Consider the following 21,783-nt stretch of genomic DNA (forward strand, 5'->3'; position numbering starts at 1 on the left):
AGTAACAATTGCAGGAGGCGAATAAACGCCTCTTCAGACTCAATTATGGATAGAACATCATGAATTTACACGAGTACCAGGCAAAACAGTTGTTTGCACGTTATGGGATGCCTGCACCGACAGGTTATGCCTGTTCATCAGTCGCTGAAACCGTCGATGCTGCTAAAAAAATTGGTGACGGCCCATGGGTAATTAAATGCCAAGTTCACGCAGGTGGACGTGGTAAAGCTGGCGGCGTAAAAGTCACTAGTGATATCAATGAAGTGAAAGCATTTGCAGAACACTGGTTAGGTAAAAACTTAGTTACCTATCAAACTGATGCAAACGGCCAGCCTGTTAACCAAATTCTGGTTGAAACGGCAACTGATATTGCTAAAGAACTCTATTTAGGGGCGGTTGTAGACCGTAGCACTCGTCGCGTTGTATTCATGGCATCTACCGAAGGTGGCGTGGAAATCGAGAAAGTAGCAGAAGAAACTCCAGAGTTAATTCATAAAGCGATTATCGACCCACTGACTGGCCCAATGCCTTTCCAAGGCCGTGAATTAGCATTCAAATTAGGCTTAACCGGTAAACAAGTTAGCCAATTCGCGAAAATTTTCATGGGTCTGGCAACATTATTCTTAGAACGCGATTTAGCATTAGCTGAAATCAATCCACTGGTTATTAGTACTGCGGGTGATTTAGTTTGTTTAGATGGTAAATTAGGTATCGATAGCAACGCGTTATATCGCCAACCAGAAATTCGTGAACTGCGTGATGAATCACAAGAAGATGCACGTGAAGCACAAGCCGCTCAGTGGGAACTGAACTACGTTGCGTTAGATGGCAATATCGGCTGTATGGTTAACGGTGCGGGCCTTGCAATGGGTACCATGGATATCGTTAAGCTGCACGGTGGTGCACCAGCTAACTTCTTAGATGTTGGCGGCGGCGCGACAAAAGAGCGTGTAACTGAAGCATTTAAAATTATTCTTTCTGATGAAAACGTGAAAGCAGTTTTTGTTAACATCTTTGGTGGTATCGTTCGCTGCGACCTGATTGCAGACGGCATCATTGGTGCAGTTGAAGAAGTTGGCGTAAATGTACCAGTAGTTGTGCGTTTAGAAGGTAACAATGCAGAGTTAGGTGCTAAAAAACTGGCAGACAGCGGCTTGAATATTATCGCTGCGAACAGCCTGACAGATGCAGCTAAGAAAGCAGTAGCAGCAGCGGAGGCTAAATAATGTCTATTTTAATCGATAAAAACACCAAAGTAATTTGCCAAGGTTTCACAGGTGGCCAAGGTACATTCCACTCAGAACAAGCGATTGCTTATGGCACGCAAATGGTGGGTGGTGTGACTCCAGGTAAAGGTGGCACTGTACACTTAGGTTTACCTGTATTTAACACCGTTCGTGAAGCTGTAGAAGCTACGGGTGCAACAGCCTCTGTTATCTATGTTCCAGCACCATTTTGTAAAGATTCTATCTTAGAAGCTATCGATGCTGGCATTAAACTGATTATCACCATCACTGAAGGTATCCCAACGTTGGATATGCTGACAGTTAAAGTGAAATTAGACGAAGCAGGCGTTCGTATGATTGGTCCTAACTGCCCAGGTGTTATCACTCCGGGTGAATGTAAGATTGGTATCCAACCTGGTCATATCCATATGCCAGGTAAAGTCGGTATCGTTTCGCGTTCAGGTACGTTGACTTATGAAGCTGTTAAACAAACAACAGATGCAGGCTTAGGTCAATCAACGTGTGTTGGTATCGGTGGTGACCCAATCCCCGGTTCAAACTTTATTGATATCCTGAAATTATTCCAAGCGGATCCACAAACTGAAGCTATCGTCATGATCGGTGAAATCGGTGGTAACGCAGAAGAAGAAGCAGCGGCTTATATTAAAGAGCACGTCACTAAACCTGTTGTCGGTTACATCGCAGGTGTAACTGCACCAAAAGGCAAACGTATGGGCCACGCAGGTGCAATCATCGCAGGCGGTAAAGGCACTGCTGATGAGAAATTTGCTGCATTAGAAGCGGCTGGTGTGAAAACCGTTCGTAGCCTTGCAGACATCGGTGATGCAGTAAAATCACTGTTGAACAAATAAGTAATTCGCTAGGTAACTAGCAAGAGTAAGAGACGAAAGCCCGTGCTCATGAGAGCGCGGGTTTTTTTATACCTTGCAAAAATGTTTCAAACAATTTTTGTATGGTTATGCGGTTTTATGAAAAGTATGTCTATACTTAAAAATGCGGACTAAAGGGTTATATGAAGGAAAATGGGTAATAAAATGCCAATTAGGCGAGGAAGGGGGGAGTTAGTCGCATTTTGTGCAAAAAATAGCAAAATTGCGACATGTCAATTTTATAATATTGACGATAATTCAATTAAGCCAATATAACCGTTTTTTGATAAAAAAGGCTATATTAATAAAATTCATAATAAGTTTAAAATAAGATACTATTACAAATTAAATATTCTTTTTTCGAGGCTTTAATTCATAGATTATATTTTTTGTTAATCTTTGGAAAAATTAAGAACATTTATGTCATTATCAATAACAGCATTTTAACAAGTAAATAACCATTAATTGACTGGCAGGTATAGCAATTAACAATAGGAAAAAAATTGACGTAAATCAATTCATTGCCTCTGGCTTTATTTGCTTAAATTGCTTAAATTGGTGCTCGATCAAATACTCGGTTTTCTATTAAAGGGTATAATTATTGATGTAAATTCAGAATTCAAATCTGAATCACGTAAAAGAAGTTTATTGTGTGTGAAGATAGGCGTACTATTATTATAGTAATGTTCGTTCTTTTAATTTTGTTAATTATTTGTTGTTTTGAGGCATTTTTTGCTGGTAGTTAAGAGGCTTTCTAAGTATTAAAAACTGGAAGCTGGGTTGCCGCAAGTCGGTGTCTTCCTGCTAGGAGCAAGGAGTCAAGATGTTTGATATTGTCGAACTGTCACGATTACAGTTTGCCTTAACTGCGATGTATCACTTTCTGTTCGTACCATTAACGCTAGGTATGGCGTTTTTGCTTGCGATCATGGAAACGGTATATGTACTGTCAGGCAAGCAAATTTATAAAGATATGACTAAGTTCTGGGGTAAGTTATTCGGTATTAACTTTGCCCTAGGTGTTGCAACGGGTTTGACCATGGAGTTCCAATTCGGTACTAACTGGTCTTACTACGCGCACTATGTTGGAGATATCTTCGGTGCACCTCTTGCAATCGAAGGTTTGATGGCGTTCTTCTTAGAATCTACCTTTGTCGGTTTATTCTTCTTTGGTTGGGATCGTTTAAGCAAAAAACAACACCTTGCTGTAACATGGTTAGTTGCTTTAGGTTCTAACTTCTCTGCTCTGTGGATTTTGGTTGCGAATGGTTGGATGCAAAACCCAATCGCTGCTGATTTCAACTTTGAAACTATGCGTATGGAAATGGTTAGCTTCTCTGAGCTAGTCTTGAACCCAGTTGCACAAGTTAAGTTCGTCCACACAGTTGCTGCGGGTTATTGTACCGGTGCAATGTTTATCTTAGGTATTAGCTCTTACTACCTGCTTAAAGGTCGTGATGTTGCTTTTGCTAAGCGTTCTTTTGCAATTGCAGCAAGTTTTGGTATTGCAGCGGTTCTATCTGTTATCGTTCTTGGTGATGAATCAGGTTACGAAATGGGTGACGTGCAAAAAACTAAACTTGCAGCGGTTGAAGCTGAGTGGGAAACTCATGCTCCTCCTGCCGCGTTTAACTTAATCGCTTGGCCAGATACCGAGAAACAAGAAAATAAATTTGCGATCTCGATTCCTTGGGCGATGGGTATCATTGCAACCCGCTCGGTTGACACTCCTGTTTTAGGTCTGAAAGACCTAATGAAACAACATGAAGTTCGCATTCGTAACGGTATGATTGCATATGGTCAGTTACAAGAACTTCTTGCAGGTAACAAAGATCCTGAATTGCGTGCAGCATTTGAAGCAAGCAAAAAAGATCTTGGGTATGGTCTGCTGTTAAAACAATATGCACCAAATGTTGTTGATGCAACTGAAGCTCAAATCCAAAAAGCAGTGAAAGATAGTATTCCTAACGTTGGGCCTCTGTTCTGGGCATTCCGTATCATGGTTGGTGTTGGCTTCCTGTTACTGTTAATTATTGGCTGGGCATTCCTGTCAGTAGTTCGTAACCGTATTGGTCAAAATAAACTGTTGCTGCGTATTGCACTGCTCGGTATTCCACTACCATGGATTGCAATTGAGTCAGGTTGGTTCGTTGCAGAGTATGGTCGTCAGCCATGGGCAATTGGTGAAGTGTTACCTGTTTCGGTTGCACACTCTAACTTGACGACTCATGACCTGATCTTCTCTATGGTATTGATCTGTGGTCTGTACACACTGTTCTTAATTGCTGAAATGTTCTTAATGTTCAAATTCGCTCGTAAAGGGCCAAGTAGCCTGAAAACCGGTCGTTATCACTTTGAACAGAAAAACACTTCTGCACACGACGTTCAGTAAATAGGAGTCCACTTATGTTTGATTATGAAGTTCTTCGATTTGTGTGGTGGATCCTTATCGGTGTATTACTGATTGGGTTTGCTGTCACAGATGGCTTTGACATGGGCGTTGGCTTCTTATTACCTATTTTAGGTAAAACAGATACTGAACGCCGTATCATGATTAATGCTGTTGCACCGCACTGGGATGGTAACCAAGTTTGGTTAATCACTGCGGGTGGTGCAATGTTCGCTGCATGGCCACAAGTTTATGCTGCGGCATTCTCTGGTTTCTATGTTGCTATGATTTTGGTATTAGCTGCATTGTTCTTCCGTCCGGTTGGTTTCGACTACCGTTCAAAACTGGAGAACCCAAAATGGCGTAACATGTGGGACTGGGGTCTGTTTATTGGTGGTTTCGTTCCACCATTAGTTATCGGTGTTGCGTTTGGTAACCTGTTATTAGGTGTTCCACTGCAAATCGATAATCAACAGTATCTGACTTACACAGGTAACCTGTTTGGTCTGCTAAACCCATATGGTCTGTTAGCGGGTGTTGTCGGCTTAATGATGATTGTGACGCAAGGTGCAACTTATTTGCAAATGCGTACCACTGGTGAACTGTACTTACGTGTTCGTAAAGCAACTTATATCTGTGCATTAGTCACTTTAGTGGCTTTCGCAGGCGCAGGTGTTTGGTTAGTGATGGGTATTGATGGTTATGTTGTTACTTCAACTATCGATACATTAAGCGTATCTAACCCACTAAACAAAACTGTTGCCGTTGAATCTGGTGCTTGGTTAACTAACTTCAATACTTACCCAATCCTGTGGGCGTTGCCTGCTCTGGGTGTAGCACTGCCGTTAGTGACAATGCTGTTTAGTAAAGCAGACAAAAATGGTTTGGCGTTTGTGAGTTCTTCATTAACCATCGCTTGTATCATTTTAACCTGTGGTGTAGCAATGTTCCCATTCATCATGCCTTCAAGCATCATGCCAAACGCAAGTTTGACCATGTGGGATGCAACATCTAGCTTGTTCACACTGCAAGTAATGACTGTTGTTGCTATTATCTTTGTACCAATCGTACTGGCATACACCGCATGGTGTTACTACAAAATGTTCGGTCGTTTGGACAAAAACTTCATCGAAGGCAACAAGCATTCACTGTATTAAGGAGCATAACTATGTGGTATTTCGCCTGGATCCTCGGCACGCTGTTAGCTTGTAGTTTTGCAGTGATCGCAGCATTAGCGTTAGAGCACTCTGAAGACTCTAAAGCCGCTAAAGATGGTGAGTAATAAAAATGCTGGTGGATAAAACCTATCAGCTATTGGATAAGGGGCCGATAAGGGCCCTTATCCTTATTTTAGCTTTAGTTACTGCAGGTGCAGTCATGTGGGATCCAACCCTATTTGCTGCAAAAACTAGTTCATTTCAAATATGGCAAGGGCTGCTGTTAATATGGGCAACGTGTACCGCGATGATTTTTGGTGTGGGTTTTAAACCTAAAAAAGTTATCTTTCGTGCAATTTTTCATCCATTGCCTGCTGCCATCATTCTTATTTGGGGACTTTTTCAGGTCTTTAGATAATTCTAATTGCTAATTATGGGTCAATGGACCCATAATTATTTTTGATATCTTTACTTTCAAAGTGATTCCAAACTGGCACTGTCTTGCGTATAGTGGCACCGTTAATTAATTTAACCTAAGACGGAGTGATTGTTATGTTATTTCGCTGGCCTGTTCGCGTGTATTATGAAGATACAGATGCGGGCGGTGTTGTTTATCATGCACGCTATTTAGCCTTTTTTGAGCGAGCAAGAACCGAAATGCTGCGAAATAAAGGTATCAATCAACAAAGTATGCTTGCTGAGAACCTTGGCTTTGTTGTGCGAAGCATGACAATTGATTTTGTCAAAGGGGCGAAGCTGGATGACCTGCTGGAAGTTGAAACACAAATTATTGAAATGAAACGTGCTTCATTAACTTTTCAGCAAAGGTTAGTTGATTCGCAAGGTAACCTGCTTTGTGGGGCAAATGCCCTTATTGCTTGTGTGGACACATCAAAAATGAAGCCAATTGCGCTTCCTAAGTCTATTGTCGCGGAGTTTAAACAGTGACTGACATGAATATCCTGGATTTATTCCTTAAAGCGAGCCTTTTGGTTCAGCTCATTATGTTCGTTTTGATCGGTTTTTCTATCGCATCATGGGCGATCATTATTCAAAGAACGAAAATTTTAAATGCGGCAACGCGTGAGGCTGAAGCATTTGAAGATAAGTTCTGGTCAGGTATTGAGCTATCGCGCTTATATAAAGAAAGCCAAGCTCGCCGTGATGAATTGAGTGGTGCCGAACAAATTTTCCATTCTGGTTTTAAAGAGTTCGTTCGTTTACACCAAGCGAATATTCATGCGCCAGATGCAGTAGTGACGGGAGCTTCCCGTGCAATGCGTATTTCAATGAATCGTGAACTCGAATCAGTTGAAGCACATATCCCATTTTTAGGTACTGTTGGTTCAATTAGCCCATATATTGGTTTATTTGGTACTGTTTGGGGGATTATGCATGCGTTTATTGCATTGGGAGCGGTAAAACAAGCAACATTACAAATGGTTGCACCGGGTATTGCTGAAGCGCTGATTGCAACCGCAATTGGTTTGTTTGCAGCGATCCCAGCAGTTATGGCATTTAACCGTTTGAACTTACGTGTCAGCAAATTAGAGCAAAACTACGATAACTTTATGGAAGAGTTTTTAGCCATCTTGCATCGTCAAGCCTTCTCTGCTGATAAGAAATAAGACGGGGAGATAAGCGAATGGCGCGCACAAGTCGCAGACGTGAGCTGAAATCCGAAATCAACATTGTTCCATTACTGGACGTATTGTTGGTACTGTTGCTCATATTTATGGCAACAGCACCGATTATTTCTCAAAGTGTGGAAGTTGAATTGCCGGATGCAACAGATACACAAACCGTATCATCAAGTGATAACCCACCGATTATTTTAGAAGTGTCGGGGGTTGGCCAATATAACATGCGCCTTGATGGTGAGGTTTTAGAATTGCTGCCACCAGAGCAAATTGCTGCAGAGGCGAAATCTCAACTAGAGAAAAATCCAAAAGCAATTTTCTTGATTGGTGGTGCAAAAGAAGTCCCTTACGAAGAAGTGATTAAGGCGCTGAATATATTACACAGCGCAGGGATAAAATCGGTTGGTTTGATGACTCAGCCTATTTAGGCTGGGTTATTGTCGTTTGAATAAGTCACAATTCTTTTTTTGGATACCAGAGTGGGAAAGACAAAAGAGAAAAAAGATAACTTAAATCGATCGTTAGTGATGTCAATCGTATTGCACGTCCTATTGATTGGTTTGATTGTTATAGGCTCTTTAGTTTCCGTCGTCAAACTTGGTGGTGGCGGGGAAGAGGGAACTGTCATCGATGCGGTGATGGTTGACCCTGGCGTGGTTGTTGAGCAGTATGAAGAAATGCAAAGACAGCAAAATAACGTCAGACAAGCGGCAAAAGAGCGCAAAGAGCAAGAACAAAAGCAAGAGGCTGAGCTTAGAGAACAGCAAGAAAAGGAACAAAAGCGTCTTCAGCAGCTTGAAGAAGAGCGTATTAAAATTCAACGTGATACAGCTGAGCAACAAAAGCAAGCTGAGGAACAACAGAAAAAAGCATTAGACGCTGCTAAAAAAGCGAAGGAAGAGCAAAAAATAGCGGAAGAAGCTGCTGCAAAAGCGAAAGCTGAAAAAGAAAAGCTAATTAAAGAGCAAGCGGCTGAGAAGGCGAAGGCCGAGGCGCAAGCGCAGAAAGAAGCCGAAGCCGCTAAAGCCAAAGCTGAAAAAGAAGCTAAAGAAAAAGCGGAAAAAGAAGCCAAGGAAAAAGCCGATAAAGAAGCTAAAGTAAAAGCTGAAAAAGAAGCGAAAGCTAAAGCGGATAAAGAAGCTAAAGAAAAAGCCGATAAAGATGCTAAAGCAAAAGCGGCGAAAGCCAAAGCTGAAGCGGCTAAAAATGCGGCTTCCGTAGATGATTTGCTTGGTGATTTAACTGCCTCGGGCCCAAGCAAACAAGGTGGTGAAGCCGCAGCTGGAAAAGGTGGTGGTAAAAAATCGGGCGCTTCCAATGCGGATGTGGACAGCTATGCTGGTAAAGTCAAAGCGGCTATCCAAAGTAAATTTTATGATTCAGATACTTTCCGTGGACGTACTTGTGAACTTCAATTGAAGCTCGCGCCTGATGGGTTATTGGTGAGTATTACACCAAAAAATAGCCCAGCTAATGACGCGGCACTCTGTGATGCAGCAATTCGTGCAGCAAAACTTGCAACGATGCCTAAGCCACCGAGCAGAGAAGTCTATGATACGTTTAATAAAGCGGGTAGCACAGTTGTGTTTAAGCCTTGATTTTCAATAACTCAGAGCAGTCTGTATTGATATTATTAAGGCAATAGCATAAATAGTTTGTGTGGTATCTAGTTTTGTTATTATACCTTTGTTAAAATTCAGCGAATTATTGCGGTAGTAAATAATCCGCAGTAAGGGAGATAAGAATGAAGCAGGCTTTTAAAGTAGTTTTAGGGTTCCTAATGCTATGGGCGACAGTGGCTCAGGCTGAAATACGTATTGAGATCACTGAAGGTGTTAATTCAGCTCAACCTATTGGCGTTGTGCCGTTTAAATGGTCAGGTGCGGGTGCACCACCACAAGAAGTCGGCCAAATAGTCGGCGCTGATTTACGCAATAGTGGGAAATTTAACCCTATCGAGCCAAGCCGCATGCCTCAACAACCTGGTACCGCTTCTGAAGTGATTCCTGAAGCGTGGACAGCATTAGGTATTAATGCTGTTGTTGTGGGGCAGGTACAGCCAGCAGCAGATGGTAGCTTTGTCGTTAGCTATCAGCTAGTTGATGTTGCGGCTAACCCAGGTGCTGTTTTATCTCAGAACCAATATAAAGTAACCAAAGAATGGTTACGTTATGCAGCGCATACTGCAAGTGACGAAGTCTTTGAAAAATTAACAGGTATTCGTGGCGCATTCCGTACTCGTATTGCTTATATTGTTGTTAACAAAGGCGGTCAGTATCCATATGAATTACGAGTTTCTGATTATGACGGTTTTAACCAATTTACGGTTCACCGTTCACCAGAACCTTTGATGTCGCCAGCATGGTCACCAGATGGTGAGAAATTGGCTTATGTTACATTTGAAAGCGGTAGTTCAGCACTTGTCATTCAAACGTTATCAACAGGAGCAGTTCGTCAGGTAGCATCATTCCCACGTCATAATGGGGCACCTGCATTCTCTCCAGATGGCACAAAATTGGCATTTGCACTGTCTAAAACAGGCAGCCTGAATTTATATGTTATGGACTTAGCGAGTGGGCAAATTCGTCAGGTGACTGATGGACGTAGTAACAATACGGAACCAAGCTGGATGCCAGATAGCCAAACTTTAGTCTATACTTCAGATCAGGCGGGACGTCCGCAGATCTATAAAATAAATATTAATGGTGGCAGCCCTGAACGTGTGTCTTGGGAAGGAACACAAAATCAGGAAGCTGATGTTAGCCCGGATGGTACTTTCTTAGTGATGGTCAGCTCCGGCGGCGGTCAGCAACATGTCGCCAAACAAGATCTGGCAACGAACAACGTTGAATTTTTAACGAAAACGTTCCTAGATGAAACGCCGAGTATCGCACCTAACGGCACTATGGTAATTTATAGCTCCTCTCAAGGCTTGGGGACTATATTGCAGCTAGTTTCGACCGACGGGCGTTTCAAAGCGCGTCTTCCGGCTACCGATGGACAGGTTAAATTCCCTGCCTGGTCGCCGTATCTGTGATGCATAATAATAATGTGTGGCAAAAAATATTAAGGATCAAAACGATGCAACTGAATAAAGTGCTTAAAGGGCTGATGATCGCGTTACCAATCATGGCAGTCGCAGCTTGTAGCTCTAACAAAAACAATGACCAAGATGGCGTAGATACTTCTACTAACCAAACTAACACTGGTCTGTCTGCGGAAGAGCTGGCACGTCAGCAAATGGAACAGCTGCAACAAAACAACACTGTTTACTTTGGCTTTGACAAATACAACGTATCTCCAGAATACGCTGAAATGTTAGATGCACACGCAGCATTCCTGCGTAGCAACCCATCTGTACGTGTTGTTGTTGAAGGTCATGCGGATGAGCGTGGTACTCCAGAATACAACATCGCGCTGGGCGAGCGTCGTGCTAATGCAGTTAAAATGTACCTGCAAAGCAAAGGTGTTTCTGGTGACCAAGTTTCACTGGTTTCTTACGGTAAAGAAAAACCAGCTGTGTTAGGTCACACTGAAGCAGACTACGCGAAAAACCGTCGTGCAGTCATTGCATACTAATAGATAAGCGAAATTATCTATTATGAACAGTAACTTCAGACACTTACTAGTCGGTCTGTCGTTATTGGTTGGCGTAGCGGCCCCTTGGGCCGCTATTGCCCAAGCGCCAATCAACAATGTCGGATCTGGTTCAACAACAGATCGCCTTACCCAACTTGAGACAGCAGTTAGCTCTCAAGGTCAAATCATGTATCAAATTCAACAACAACTCGCTGACAACCAACGCGACATCGACATGTTACGTGGTCAGATTCAAGAAAGTGAATACAAATTGAATCAAGTTATTGAGCGCCAGAAAGATTTATACATGCAATTAGACAATGCAGGCGGTGGAAACTCAGCAACTTCAGGTGATACAACAACACCTGACACTAGTGCATCAAACGCATCACCTTCCTCAACGGCACCTACGGCAGCTGCTAATACAGGTGGGAATGAGAAAGATGATTACAATGCTGCAGTCAAATTAGCGATGGAAAGCAAATCCAAAGCTCAAATTGATCAGGCAATAGGGGCATTACAAGGCTTTGTTAAAGCCTACCCTAAGTCTGGGTATCAATCTAACGCCAATTATTGGTTGGGGCAGTTAAACTACAATAAAGGTAGCAAAGACGATGCTGCTTTTTATTTCGCAACTGTAGTTAAGCAATATCCTAAATCCCAAAAAAGCAGCGAAGCCTTATATAAAGTTGGGCTGATCATGCAAGATAAGGGACAGAAAGATAAAGCAAAAGCTGTTTACCAACAGGTGTTGAAACAATATCCAAACAGTGCTGGTTCAAAATTAGCCGAAAAAAAGCTGAGTACACTTTAATTTATAACCCCGAAGCCATATTACCGAATATTTCGGGGTTATCAGTATGATAAGTGTGCATTTAATCTTTTTTTGCAAAAAAATCATTGCACCCTCGCCAGAAATCAGTAATATAAGCCGCCGTTGATACGAGAATACGGTTAGCCAAAAATCTCGAAAGACAAAAAGAAATTTAGTTAGAAATATTGTTTTAGATGGGTCGTTAGCTCAGTCGGTAGAGCAGTTGACTTTTAATCAATTGGTCGCAGGTTCGAATCCTGCACGACCCACCATCTAAAACCTATAGTAGCAAAAAGAAGTAATCCAGATAGGTCGTTAGCTCAGTCGGTAGAATATTTGAGTTTTACAAGATGGTTGCAGGTTCGGCCCGTAAGGGGAAGTTCGAAGAACTTAAAATCCTGCACAAACAAGTAATTAAGTAATCCCAAAGATGGGTCGTTAGCTCAGTTGGTAGAGCAGTTGACTTTTAATCAATTGGTCGCAGGTTCGAATCCTGCACGACCCACCATCTCAATACCAATCCAGTAAATGTTCAGCTGCCGAGCCATATCTCGACATGAAAGCACTGCATTCCTTTGCTGTACTTTATTTATCTTATTTCACCAGTTTCTGGAAGTAAGGCGTTATCCTGTAAAATACCAATAAGTAGTTCTTGCATTTTCTCAGCCATAATCTGCATATTATCAAATCCTTGAAGGCTAGCGAGTTCAATAGTTACATCTTTAAAGCAGCGCATTAAACACTGAAGAGACAATGCGGCGCTTTGAGCCGTTCCACAATTAAAAATAACCTCTAATGCCTCGATATAAGGTTTAGGCATCCACTCATGGTAGTTGCGTCCTTTATACCAAACATGTCCACCTTGTAAAGAAACAAGGCGTTCTAGCAGCGTTAAAAAATACTGTTTCATATCCGCACTTCTTGACCATGCGACCCACAACTCATCTCGTGTTAAAGCAATGGTAACTTGATGTGCTTCATGCCAAAAATCAGATACAACGTCAGCGAATTGCGATATTGTTAATTGAGGAGGAGCAAATACTTGTTGGTTAGCACTTTCAGGTAAGCCTTCAGTGATCCCTGTTTTATCGAGTAATACAGTAAAACCACGGGAAAATGTCGTATCTAAACCTTGCTGCTTCATCTTAGATAAGCGCTCAGGCTCAGCAAAAGTGAAATCCACTTTGCGGCCTTCTTCAAAGATCACCAAGCAAGTTGGCCAATCAGGGGCATCCTCTTCAAGATTTAGCAAATGAAGGGCAACCATAGGTCCACCAAACTGATTTATCCAAGACTTCTGATTGAATATTTCAGATGTACCGTGGCCGATCAGCTCGATATCAATATCGGAATAACTATCAACATGTTGATCTTGCCCTCGAGAGCCAGTTAATACCACGGCTTCAATTCTTGGATCGAGCAATGAAACTGAAATAATTTTATTTATTAATAATGCAGGTGATTCCATAACTGACCTAATGAATTAAGTAAGGATGGCTAAGATACCGATAAAGAGGCAGAAAAGCGAAGCTTCAGACGCAAAAAACTACTTAAATGCCCAAGTTTTTTTCGAAGTGAGGGAAAATTGTTAGCGTTTATAGGTGATGTGACAGAATTTAAGCTGTGTTAGTACCAAAATTGCCTTAATTGCGAAAAGCACATTGTGTTAAACATGGGGACGGAAAAAAGTACCGTGGTGATATCGCTAATGTAAACTTAATTTAAATTTTACTTTTTGTGAAAGTCTCCTGAACTTACGCTGTTTTTTATTATCTGTAGCTATATTTATAAATTATTGTTTCCCTTATTATATATTAAAATAAAATTTGAATTTTATTTCTTATCAAATTATCATTTATTTTTTAAAGGGAGTTAAAATGAAAATAAGTATATTAAAACGAGATGATAATCTTTTTGAATTAAAAGATTATCATGAATCCATAAGTGGAAATATAAAAGAACTTCATGTAGAACTAGATACATTAACTGAACAAACATTAAAAATAGAAGCTGAACACGAGAGTATATTCCTTGCCGAAAGTTATAAGTTGGAAAGTAAACTAACATATGTTGAATATATTCAATCTAAAATATATATTGATAGGGTTAAAGTTTATATTCATACCGTTAAGAATGCTCTAGATAAATATAAGCAACTGCAAGATGAATTGCGCTTTTATATTAAAAACCCAGAAGAGATAAAAAACATTACACCAAATATCGCTGAGTGTTATGACAATGTGACAGAAAGCATTCGTAATTATCCATCCATTAGTTCTAGATTACACAGATTGTTATCCACGTTTGACTCGAAGGTTAGCCAGTTGATCACTGATGCTAAAGAATATACTTTAACTTTTCACTCTTCCTTGGCTGATTTAAGATACACTGCAAGTGATATATCTTATTCAATAGGAAGTTTACAGCAATATAAACAATCGGATGAGGAATTAGAGATTAATAATGCTGAGAATGATGAACTTGAAATTGATACTGAGTATAGGCAAGAAATGGATATGTCGAGTGATAAATTAATACAAGATAGTACTAAAGAGGGTGATGCTATTAGTTACGAAAACAAAATAAAATCTGAATTACATATTGAGAATGGAAATTTGATCGAGAATATTGCAGGGTTTTATAGTAGAGAGAAAATTCTATCTAATACAATAAGTCATAATAATATTATAAAATCCATTTTTCTACCTATACCAATATATTAGTTGCATATCTTCCTTTGATTTATCATACCTGTCCACAGTACAAGTCGGCAGGTTGTAACTTTTTTATTTCATGACATATATACCCGTAACTCTTCAAGTTGCAGGACATTTCGTTGAGATATAAGTGACTACGCTCGTCGAGCCACAGAGTTTATCTATGCACTCCGTCTATTTTCCTTGTCGCCTGCCCGCAATCCGAATTATTGGGGGATATAAAATTACCGTGTACGACTCCTATTACATATACAAGTTAACCTCTTAATTAAACACCATCTATTGATAAATCAAAGAGCAATCAACTTTTGCTTTCATGCAGGGGATATCCTTTGAGGTGAATCGCTAATGGGGAGGAAATGATGCTAGATAAGTAAAAATAGTGAAGACTTATTGAGCCAATTAGCGTATCGTGTTTAGTATATAAAACAAAGTTTGTGAGTTTAGGCGGTTTTTAGCTTGGTTTAACTATTAAAATCGCTTTTTGCTAAACAGAGGCAACCAATGAGCGTGTTTATCGATTTTGACCAGTCAGTTTATCCATTCCCAGTAAAACCCGCACGATTAAGCTCGGATGAAAAATCATTTTATCGGCAGCGGATCAAATCGCTTTTGTTCGAAAAAAATGCGGTGATCGTTGCACATTACTATACTGACCCTGAAATTCAAGCATTGGCTGAAGAAACGGGGGGTTGTGTCGCAGACTCTCTTGAAATGGCACGTTTTGGTGCAAAGCATTCGGCATCAACTTTGGTTGTTGCTGGGGTGAAATTTATGGGCGAAACTGCAAAAATTCTCAGCCCAGAAAAGCAAGTCTTAATGCCGACATTAGAAGCCCAATGTTCCCTTGATATTGGTTGCCCTGAAGCGGAGTTTATTCGTTTTTGTGATGAGCACCCAGATAGAACCGTAGTGGTGTATGCCAATACCTCTGCGGCAGTTAAAGCCCGGGCTGATTGGGTGGTCACATCCAGTATTGCTGTTGAGCTCATAGAGCACCTTGATAGCTTAGGTGAAAAAATTATATGGGCTCCAGATCGCCATCTCGGACGTTATGTTCAACAGCAAACTGGAGCAGATATTCTGTGTTGGCAGGGGGCTTGTATTGTTCATGATGAATTTAAAACGCAATCATTAGAAAAAATGAAGGCACTATACCCTGAAGCAGCGGTATTGGTGCACCCTGAATCACCCCAAGCGATTGTCGACCTAGCAGATGCAGTTGGTTCTACGAGTCAATTAATTAAAGCAGCACAAAATTTACCTAACCCATCGATGATAGTGGCGACGGATAAAGGTATTTTTTATAAAATGCAGCAAGCTTGCCCCGAGAAGACGCTTTACATCGCTCCAACAGCGGGTGAGGGCGCTACATGCCGTACTTGTGCACATTGCCCTTGGATGGCAATGAATGGCTTAAAAGCGATTGCTGACGCTTTAGAAGGGAATACGCAAGATCATCAAATTCATGTCAGTGAGATATTACGAGAAAAAGCATTACGACCATTAAATAAGATGCTAGATTTTGCAGGGAGTCTAAAATAATAAATACAATTTTAATGAAGTACTGAGCAATACAACATTAACGATCACTTATAAAGGATTTTGGGATGGATTTCTTTAGTACAGCCAATACGTTAGTGCAGATCCCGCTATGGGGTTCAGTTTATGATTTATCTTACATTGAAGCCGTGGGGACCATTGCCGGCTTACTTTGTATCTTGCTTGCCAGCTTAGAAAAAACGATTAATTATCTGTTTGGGCTAATTAACGTTTCTCTGTTTGCAGTTATTTTCTTTCAAATTCAGCTATATGCAAATTTATTGCTACAGATATTTTTCTTTGTCGCCAATATTTATGGCTGGTATGCATGGAGTAGGGTCACCAGTTCGCAGCAAGCAGAGTTAAAAATTCGTTGGTTGAGCTTACCAAAAGCGGCTATAACACTGGTTATTTCAGTCGTTGCTATTATTTATCTCACATTTAATATTGATGCAGTATTTGGCGTACTAGCAAGATGGGCAGTCGAGTTGTTAAATCTGTTTGGTGCCAACCTTGCGATGCCTACGATAGAACCGGATGCATTCCCATTCTGGGATTCTGCAATGACCATACTTTCTGTCGTCGCAATGATCTTGATGACGCGTAAGTATGTAGAAAACTGGCTACTGTGGGTCATTATTAATGTGATTAGTATTGTTATTTTCTTTATTCAAGGTGTTTATGCGATGTCTTTAGAATACTTAATTTTGTTAGGTATCGCGGTCAATGGCTCCAGACTTTGGATAAAATCAGCTAAAGAGAATGGCTCCTCACCAATTTCGCGTATTTAGCCAGAAAAAATCCGATAAAACGGCTAAAGTGACATCATCGTTGTTTAGCTGTTTTAGTTATTCTTTGCTCTGCTAAATGGGTTTTTAGCTTGTTTATTGTGCTAAATATCAGCCTTTCACCTCATTTTATAATTAGCGATTAATAAAACCATGGTTTTATCGTGCGTTTGCCTGTTTACAGACTTCGGTTGAACGGTTAGATTAAAAATTCGATGCTAATTATCTTGTAAGTTTTTTAAGTCCAGTGAAGTCATTCACCGTTCCGCTCAACGCTTTACTCAAGCGCAGTAACTTGGGAGAAACCTAGCATGCAAATCAACTACAGTAAAAAATAATAAACATTGGATATACGGGTATGAATTATCAGAACGATGACGTCAGAATAAAACAAATAAAAGAATTATTACCACCAATTGCTCTGCTTGAAAAATTTCCAGCAACCGATAAAGCTGCGTTTACCGTTCATGAAGCACGCCTCGCTATCCACAATATTTTAGCAGGCAAGGACGACCGTTTGGTTGTCGTCATCGGGCCTTGTTCAATCCATGATACTAAAGCGGCTTTAGAGTACGCAGAGCGCTTAGGTAAATTGCGTGAAGAACTTAAAGGTTCTTTAGAAATTGTCATGCGTGTATATTTTGAAAAGCCGCGCACCACAGTGGGTTGGAAAGGGTTGATCAACGACCCTAAAATGGATTGTAGCTTTGATATTAACGAAGGTTTGCGTATTGCACGTGAATTGCTGTTAACAATCAATAATCAAGGTTTACCGACTGCAGGTGAATTCTTAGATGTTATTAGCCCGCAATATGTTGCAGATTTGATGAGTTGGGGAGCAATCGGTGCTCGTACGACGGAATCACAAATTCACCGTGAATTAGCGTCAGGTTTATCTTGTCCTGTCGGTTTTAAAAATGGTACCGATGGCACGATTAAAATTGCCATTGATGCAATTAATTCAGCGCGCTCAGCTCATTGTTTCTTATCGGTCACTAAATGGGGGCATTCTGCCATTGTGAACACTAGCGGAAACCCTGATTGTCATATTATTTTACGCGGCGGTAAAGAACCAAATTACAGTGCTAAACATGTACAAGAAGTACGTGAAGGGCTAGAAAAAGCAGGGCTTGTACCGAGTATTATGATTGACTTTAGCCATGCGAATAGCTGTAAAAAATTCGAGAAACAAATGGAAGTGTCGACCGATGTGAGCGAGCAAATCCGTAATGGTGACCGTTCTATTACAGGGATTATGATTGAAAGTAATCTTGTTGAAGGTAACCAAAACTTAGAATCGGGCGAGCCATTAGTTTATGGTAAAAGTGTCACTGATGCATGTATTGGTTGGGATGATACTGAAAAAGTTTTACGTCAATTATCTGATGCAGTGATTGCACGTCGTACGAAATAAATATCTTCTTTTTAAAATAAAAAGCTAATTCTATAATTGAATTGGCTTTTTTAATATTTATATAATTATAAATATTAAGCTCTCTAGTTTCAATCCATATGAAATATATTATTTTAATTTTTAATGTTTGTGTATTATTAAATATTAAATAAAAATTTGTTTATTTTATTAGGTTGGGTTAAATTGATTTTAAACCTAATTGTTGAAGTATGATATTTTTTATTCACTATCTTAGTTGTTAGGTTCTATTTGGCTCTCAGAGGCTTATTTAATGGAATGATTTTTTAATTTTACTAGCGAATATGCTTTTCTAGAATCTATGGTTAATTTTATCAATTTATTAAGTGTAATTTAGTGAAAGTTATTTTGTTAAATTTAGTTATGATTAAATAAATATGGAAATTAAAGGAAATAAAATGGAAAAAAATATCAAAATTGAATTGAATCGTAATATATATATGAGAATAAATTCAAATGATTTAGGTATGTATATTGATTCTGGAGAGAAAAATTATCATATAATGAGTAACAGTACAGAAAAATACATTAAAATTTTTTCTGATAAGAAAGATATGGGGGAGATTAGCGAAAAACAACTACAGCAAATTCAAGATTACATTCTAGAAGTTAATAATTATGCTAATGGAACACTAAAGCAGATAAGTAGTATGAGTGATTTCAATAAAATGATTGTCAAATATATTAATTCTGAGAGTCTTGATGAAAGAGAGTCATTACTTAAAGAATTAAGTGAACATGGAAGTAAATTAGTTAAAGAAGAGCCTTATTTAAAGTATGTATTCGATGTTATTGATACTGATGGAATGAATGATAAACTATTTCATGAATTGAAGTCAATTGGCAATGAATTTTCAGAACTAGCTAAAAACTCTAGGTATGAAAGTAATAAGGTACATTTTTTAGTTAATAATATTAAGGAATTTCTTGCGGATAAAGAAGCTTTTTATTCGGATTATATTGGCGAACTAAACAGTAATCAGAAATGGTTTGATTTGTATGATTCAAAGGCAAAAAGTTATCAGAAACAAATATTTGATAAGTGTCTTCAGGGATCTCTAACTGAAGTAAGAGAAATAGAAGCCAAATATAACGATACTATAAGTAACCGAGATTTTTTCGAGTCTCGTATAACTCATACTAAATCAACGATGAGAGCGTACAACGAGGCGATTAGAAAACAAGATGCTGGAACTCAAAACTTTGTTTCTGTTATGGCAGGTTTTGCTCCAGCAGATATGAGTTTTGGGGTGAGTAATGATCATCAAATTAATTCACTCAGCCATACACAGATTATTCACCCAGCTATATACAACTAATAGTAAAATTTAATTAATAAAATTCTCTGTCAATATATTTATTGGCAGAGAATATTATCCTCTAGCTATTTTTGTATTTTACTCAATAACTCCATTAGCTTAGCTTTCTCTTCAGATGTTGCATTAGCTGGCGTTGCCGTTAATTGCAATACTTCATTGTCGGTCTGAACATCGAAATGCACTTTTCCTTTTTCACCTTTCACGTAAGTGACATCTTTTAAGGGAATACGGTAACAATGAGCAAAAATATTGGGGCGAATATATAAATGAGCATCTTTGACGGCTAAATAAACGCCATCTCCCGCTTTTTTGCCGAAGTAACCAAGAAAAATGGTAAAAACAAACAGGAACATCCCTAAACTTTGGCTTAATATAATGAAAGTGATACTGATTAAACCAAGTGCGCCGACTAAAATACGGTTATTACGTTTGTTGAACTCAACACGTTGGTCAAATTGAACATTTAAAGATGTATCAAATTGGTTTAGTTGATGATAGCGCCAGCGGATCGCAGAGAAAATCATTCCCATAGTAAATACAATGGTGATTGGCATCAATGCTAGGCTACTTAATATCGTAAGAACAATGGATAACCGAGGTTTATAAGCCATCACCATCATACTAATAATTTGTACTGGAAAGCTGACACAGGCAATGATCATTAAGGTTTTCATCAGCTCAGCATTAGCTGCACCATTTGAACCATCAACGACTAATTCGCCACCTTGGATCATATACAGCAGAGAGCCTAAGATACTGGCGCTCAATACAAGACCAACCCAAACATACATATTAAATTTGTTCATTTTGTTGTTTTATCAACCTTTCAATGTGTTTTCCCTATGATAGCCGCTTATTCCTCTTTCTAACACTAACAGTTAGTGTTTTTTGTTATAGAGGGAATAAGGTCATATTTCAGATAATAAAAAAGGGCTAAGCAAATGGCTTAACCCTTCTGTATTAAAGATAAAGTAAGTAATTACTTCGCTTTACCTTGGTTTGCAACTGCAGCTTGTTTAGCAGCGATTTCATCTTGGTTACCTAGGTAGTAACGTTTGATTGGTTTCATGTTTTCATCGAATTCATAAACCATTGGTACCGCAGTTGGGATATTTAATTCAAGAATTTCATCTTCACTTAAGTTGTCTAAGTGTTTAACTAAAGCACGCAGTGAGTTACCGTGAGCGGCAATGATCACTTTCTCACCACTGGTGACACGTGGTTTGATCACTTCTTCCCAATAAGGGACAACACGTTCAATTGTTGTTGCTAAGCTTTCAGTGACTGGTAATTCGTTTTCTGACAGTTTCGCATAGCGAGGGTCGTGGCCAGGGAAGCGTTCATCATCTTTAGTCAGGTCAGGTGGTGTGATGGCAAAGCCACGACGCCATAATTTAACTTGTTCGTCACCGTATTTTGCTGCGGTTTCTGATTTGTCTAAACCTTGCAGAGCACCGTAATGACGTTCATTTAATTTCCAGCTTTTTTCGACTGGTAACCATGATTGTTCAACTTGATCAAGGATGTTCCATAAAGTATGGATAGCGCGTTTCAGAACGGAAGTGTAAGCAAAATCAAAAACAAAACCTTCGTCTTTTAGCAGTTGGCCTGCAATTTTTGCTTCTTCGCGGCCTTTATCAGACAGTTCTACGTCAGTCCAACCTGTGAAGCGGTTCTCTTTGTTCCACTCACTTTCACCGTGTCTTACTAAAACCAGTTTAGTTACAGCCATAGCTAAAACTCCTATCAGTACATTCTAATTAGAAATGAATTGTTGCTGACCTACATTATAGGGATAGTCAACTCGAACGCCAGTAGCAACTTGCGTTTTCTCCCTATCTATGTGAAAAACAAATTTTACATGAGGGTAATGACTTGTTTTCTAAGTTTGTAGATCCTGTGGATACTCTAAATTTAACTCGAATTGAATCGATACAGCAAGCGATAAAATGACGGTTTGTACATTCTTATGATGGATATCAAGCAAAGTGCCTAATAACTTTAAGGCAAAGAACAGGCAGTTGGTTGTTTTTTTACAAATTACTGATGATTGCTGTTTAAACCAAGTTTGTTTTTTCACCATAAGTTTTTTGTTCGGTGATTGAGGTACACTGACTCGTTTGAACATTGTGCTTGAAGTCGTGAGTTTGTAATGGTCCAATGAACTGATAACATTGAAAATGTTATCAGCTTTTGATGAATTACATTGTCTCACTTATTGAGCAATATAAATTTAATGAGTTAAGCATTAATCAATACTTCATTATTCTGACCTATCTTAAATTTGTTA

21 protein-coding genes and 2 tRNA genes are annotated in these 21,783 nt (G+C 39.5%); 20 read left to right on the top strand and 3 right to left on the bottom strand.

Going from position 1 to position 21,783, the window contains the following annotated elements; genetic code table 11:
• Nucleotides 1–59: 59 nt before the first annotated feature.
• The 15 genes from sucC to PR767_RS06795 all read left to right on the top strand — a co-directional run bounded on the left by sucC (nucleotide 60) and on the right by PR767_RS06795 (nucleotide 12,203).
• Complete coding sequence (gene sucC, locus PR767_RS06725) at nucleotides 60–1,226, top strand: ADP-forming succinate--CoA ligase subunit beta (RefSeq protein ID WP_004909077.1); 1,167 nt, start codon at nucleotides 60–62, stop codon at nucleotides 1,224–1,226.
• Nucleotides 1,226–2,098: a succinate--CoA ligase subunit alpha gene (gene sucD / locus PR767_RS06730; RefSeq protein WP_004256808.1), complete on the top strand. Its 873-nt coding sequence runs from the start codon at nucleotides 1,226–1,228 to the stop codon at nucleotides 2,096–2,098. Before sucC ends, sucD begins: the two co-directional genes overlap by 1 nt.
• 841 nt (nucleotides 2,099–2,939) lie before the next feature.
• On the top strand, nucleotides 2,940–4,508 hold the full coding sequence (gene cydA / locus PR767_RS06735; RefSeq protein ID WP_004256799.1) for a cytochrome ubiquinol oxidase subunit I: 1,569 nt from the start codon (nucleotides 2,940–2,942) through the stop codon (nucleotides 4,506–4,508).
• Between the two features lie 14 nt (nucleotides 4,509–4,522).
• Nucleotides 4,523–5,662 (top strand): cytochrome d ubiquinol oxidase subunit II, encoded by a 1,140-nt coding sequence (gene cydB, locus PR767_RS06740; RefSeq protein ID WP_004909081.1) that lies wholly within the window; start codon nucleotides 4,523–4,525, stop codon nucleotides 5,660–5,662.
• An 11-nt stretch (nucleotides 5,663–5,673) separates the two neighbouring features.
• Nucleotides 5,674–5,787: a cytochrome bd-I oxidase subunit CydX gene (cydX, locus tag PR767_RS06745; protein ID WP_004909083.1), complete on the top strand. Its 114-nt coding sequence runs from the start codon at nucleotides 5,674–5,676 to the stop codon at nucleotides 5,785–5,787.
• Nucleotides 5,788–5,792: 5 nt separating this feature from the next.
• The gene (gene ybgE, locus PR767_RS06750) at nucleotides 5,793–6,080 is read left to right on the top strand and encodes a cyd operon protein YbgE (protein ID WP_004256791.1); all 288 of its coding nucleotides are present in this window, start codon (nucleotides 5,793–5,795) and stop codon (nucleotides 6,078–6,080) included.
• Nucleotides 6,081–6,214: 134 nt separating this feature from the next.
• Nucleotides 6,215–6,610: a tol-pal system-associated acyl-CoA thioesterase gene (ybgC, locus tag PR767_RS06755; protein WP_004256789.1), complete on the top strand. Its 396-nt coding sequence runs from the start codon at nucleotides 6,215–6,217 to the stop codon at nucleotides 6,608–6,610.
• Nucleotides 6,607–7,290, top strand: a complete 684-nt coding sequence (gene tolQ, locus PR767_RS06760; RefSeq protein WP_004256787.1) for a Tol-Pal system protein TolQ — start codon at nucleotides 6,607–6,609, stop codon at nucleotides 7,288–7,290. Before ybgC ends, tolQ begins: the two co-directional genes overlap by 4 nt.
• Nucleotides 7,291–7,307: 17 nt before the next feature.
• The gene (gene tolR / locus PR767_RS06765) at nucleotides 7,308–7,730 is read left to right on the top strand and encodes a colicin uptake protein TolR (RefSeq protein ID WP_004256786.1); all 423 of its coding nucleotides are present in this window, start codon (nucleotides 7,308–7,310) and stop codon (nucleotides 7,728–7,730) included.
• Between the two features lie 51 nt (nucleotides 7,731–7,781).
• Nucleotides 7,782–8,900 (top strand): cell envelope integrity protein TolA, encoded by a 1,119-nt coding sequence (gene tolA, locus PR767_RS06770; RefSeq protein ID WP_110731785.1) that lies wholly within the window; start codon nucleotides 7,782–7,784, stop codon nucleotides 8,898–8,900.
• A 146-nt stretch (nucleotides 8,901–9,046) separates the two neighbouring features.
• On the top strand, nucleotides 9,047–10,339 hold the full coding sequence (gene tolB, locus PR767_RS06775; RefSeq protein WP_272520036.1) for a Tol-Pal system beta propeller repeat protein TolB: 1,293 nt from the start codon (nucleotides 9,047–9,049) through the stop codon (nucleotides 10,337–10,339).
• Between the two features lie 44 nt (nucleotides 10,340–10,383).
• The gene (gene pal / locus PR767_RS06780) at nucleotides 10,384–10,881 is read left to right on the top strand and encodes a peptidoglycan-associated lipoprotein Pal (protein ID WP_004909091.1); all 498 of its coding nucleotides are present in this window, start codon (nucleotides 10,384–10,386) and stop codon (nucleotides 10,879–10,881) included.
• A 22-nt stretch (nucleotides 10,882–10,903) separates the two neighbouring features.
• Nucleotides 10,904–11,695, top strand: coding sequence for a cell division protein CpoB (cpoB, locus tag PR767_RS06785; RefSeq protein ID WP_109912827.1), 792 nt, complete (start codon nucleotides 10,904–10,906; stop codon nucleotides 11,693–11,695).
• A gap of 196 nt (nucleotides 11,696–11,891) precedes the next feature.
• Nucleotides 11,892–11,967, top strand: a tRNA-Lys gene (locus PR767_RS06790).
• A 160-nt stretch (nucleotides 11,968–12,127) separates the two neighbouring features.
• Nucleotides 12,128–12,203, top strand: a tRNA-Lys gene (locus tag PR767_RS06795).
• Between the two features lie 81 nt (nucleotides 12,204–12,284).
• On the opposite strand, the gene PR767_RS06800 is transcribed toward PR767_RS06795, so the two are convergent.
• The gene (locus tag PR767_RS06800; RefSeq protein ID WP_272520037.1) at nucleotides 12,285–13,163 is read right to left on the bottom strand and encodes an aminoglycoside 6-adenylyltransferase; all 879 of its coding nucleotides are present in this window, start codon (nucleotides 13,161–13,163) and stop codon (nucleotides 12,285–12,287) included.
• A gap of 409 nt (nucleotides 13,164–13,572) precedes the next feature.
• On the opposite strand from PR767_RS06800, the gene PR767_RS06805 reads away from it, so the two are divergent.
• From PR767_RS06805 to PR767_RS06825, 5 genes are all read left to right on the top strand, one after another.
• Nucleotides 13,573–14,418: a hypothetical protein gene (locus PR767_RS06805; protein WP_272520038.1), complete on the top strand. Its 846-nt coding sequence runs from the start codon at nucleotides 13,573–13,575 to the stop codon at nucleotides 14,416–14,418.
• Nucleotides 14,419–14,916: 498 nt separating this feature from the next.
• Complete coding sequence (gene nadA, locus PR767_RS06810; protein WP_272520039.1) at nucleotides 14,917–15,957, top strand: quinolinate synthase NadA; 1,041 nt, start codon at nucleotides 14,917–14,919, stop codon at nucleotides 15,955–15,957.
• Between the two features lie 65 nt (nucleotides 15,958–16,022).
• Nucleotides 16,023–16,745: a nicotinamide riboside transporter PnuC gene (gene pnuC, locus PR767_RS06815; protein ID WP_109912823.1), complete on the top strand. Its 723-nt coding sequence runs from the start codon at nucleotides 16,023–16,025 to the stop codon at nucleotides 16,743–16,745.
• Nucleotides 16,746–17,100: 355 nt separating this feature from the next.
• Nucleotides 17,101–18,156 (top strand): 3-deoxy-7-phosphoheptulonate synthase AroG, encoded by a 1,056-nt coding sequence (gene aroG / locus PR767_RS06820; RefSeq protein ID WP_272520040.1) that lies wholly within the window; start codon nucleotides 17,101–17,103, stop codon nucleotides 18,154–18,156.
• A gap of 416 nt (nucleotides 18,157–18,572) precedes the next feature.
• Nucleotides 18,573–19,493: a hypothetical protein gene (locus tag PR767_RS06825; RefSeq protein WP_272520041.1), complete on the top strand. Its 921-nt coding sequence runs from the start codon at nucleotides 18,573–18,575 to the stop codon at nucleotides 19,491–19,493.
• A 65-nt stretch (nucleotides 19,494–19,558) separates the two neighbouring features.
• Here PR767_RS06825 and PR767_RS06830 read toward each other — a convergent pair whose 3' ends face one another.
• Both PR767_RS06830 and gpmA read right to left on the bottom strand, forming a co-directional pair.
• Nucleotides 19,559–20,299 (bottom strand): hypothetical protein, encoded by a 741-nt coding sequence (locus tag PR767_RS06830; RefSeq protein WP_109910947.1) that lies wholly within the window; start codon nucleotides 20,297–20,299, stop codon nucleotides 19,559–19,561.
• Between the two features lie 173 nt (nucleotides 20,300–20,472).
• Nucleotides 20,473–21,225, bottom strand: a complete 753-nt coding sequence (gpmA, locus tag PR767_RS06835; RefSeq protein WP_004909107.1) for a 2,3-diphosphoglycerate-dependent phosphoglycerate mutase — start codon at nucleotides 21,223–21,225, stop codon at nucleotides 20,473–20,475.
• Between the last annotated feature and the right edge of the window lie 558 nt (nucleotides 21,226–21,783).

Origin of the sequence: Providencia sp. PROV223, assembly GCF_028479245.1 — a bacterium.
Classification (GTDB): domain Bacteria; phylum Pseudomonadota; class Gammaproteobacteria; order Enterobacterales; family Enterobacteriaceae; genus Providencia; species Providencia rettgeri.

Coding starts and splice junctions, on each gene's coding strand:
- sucC (WP_004909077.1), top strand. CDS start 60: ATGAATTTACACGAGTACCAGGCAAAACAGTTGTTTGCACGTTATGGG.
- sucD (WP_004256808.1), top strand. CDS start 1,226: ATGTCTATTTTAATCGATAAAAACACCAAAGTAATTTGCCAAGGTTTC.
- cydA (WP_004256799.1), top strand. CDS start 2,940: ATGTTTGATATTGTCGAACTGTCACGATTACAGTTTGCCTTAACTGCG.
- cydB (WP_004909081.1), top strand. CDS start 4,523: ATGTTTGATTATGAAGTTCTTCGATTTGTGTGGTGGATCCTTATCGGT.
- cydX (WP_004909083.1), top strand. CDS start 5,674: ATGTGGTATTTCGCCTGGATCCTCGGCACGCTGTTAGCTTGTAGTTTT.
- ybgE (WP_004256791.1), top strand. CDS start 5,793: ATGCTGGTGGATAAAACCTATCAGCTATTGGATAAGGGGCCGATAAGG.
- ybgC (WP_004256789.1), top strand. CDS start 6,215: ATGTTATTTCGCTGGCCTGTTCGCGTGTATTATGAAGATACAGATGCG.
- tolR (WP_004256786.1), top strand. CDS start 7,308: ATGGCGCGCACAAGTCGCAGACGTGAGCTGAAATCCGAAATCAACATT.
- tolB (WP_272520036.1), top strand. CDS start 9,047: ATGAAGCAGGCTTTTAAAGTAGTTTTAGGGTTCCTAATGCTATGGGCG.
- pal (WP_004909091.1), top strand. CDS start 10,384: ATGCAACTGAATAAAGTGCTTAAAGGGCTGATGATCGCGTTACCAATC.
- cpoB (WP_109912827.1), top strand. CDS start 10,904: ATGAACAGTAACTTCAGACACTTACTAGTCGGTCTGTCGTTATTGGTT.
- PR767_RS06800 (WP_272520037.1), bottom strand. CDS start 13,163: ATGGAATCACCTGCATTATTAATAAATAAAATTATTTCAGTTTCATTG.
- PR767_RS06805 (WP_272520038.1), top strand. CDS start 13,573: ATGAAAATAAGTATATTAAAACGAGATGATAATCTTTTTGAATTAAAA.
- nadA (WP_272520039.1), top strand. CDS start 14,917: ATGAGCGTGTTTATCGATTTTGACCAGTCAGTTTATCCATTCCCAGTA.
- pnuC (WP_109912823.1), top strand. CDS start 16,023: ATGGATTTCTTTAGTACAGCCAATACGTTAGTGCAGATCCCGCTATGG.
- aroG (WP_272520040.1), top strand. CDS start 17,101: ATGAATTATCAGAACGATGACGTCAGAATAAAACAAATAAAAGAATTA.
- PR767_RS06825 (WP_272520041.1), top strand. CDS start 18,573: ATGGAAAAAAATATCAAAATTGAATTGAATCGTAATATATATATGAGA.
- PR767_RS06830 (WP_109910947.1), bottom strand. CDS start 20,299: ATGAACAAATTTAATATGTATGTTTGGGTTGGTCTTGTATTGAGCGCC.
- gpmA (WP_004909107.1), bottom strand. CDS start 21,225: ATGGCTGTAACTAAACTGGTTTTAGTAAGACACGGTGAAAGTGAGTGG.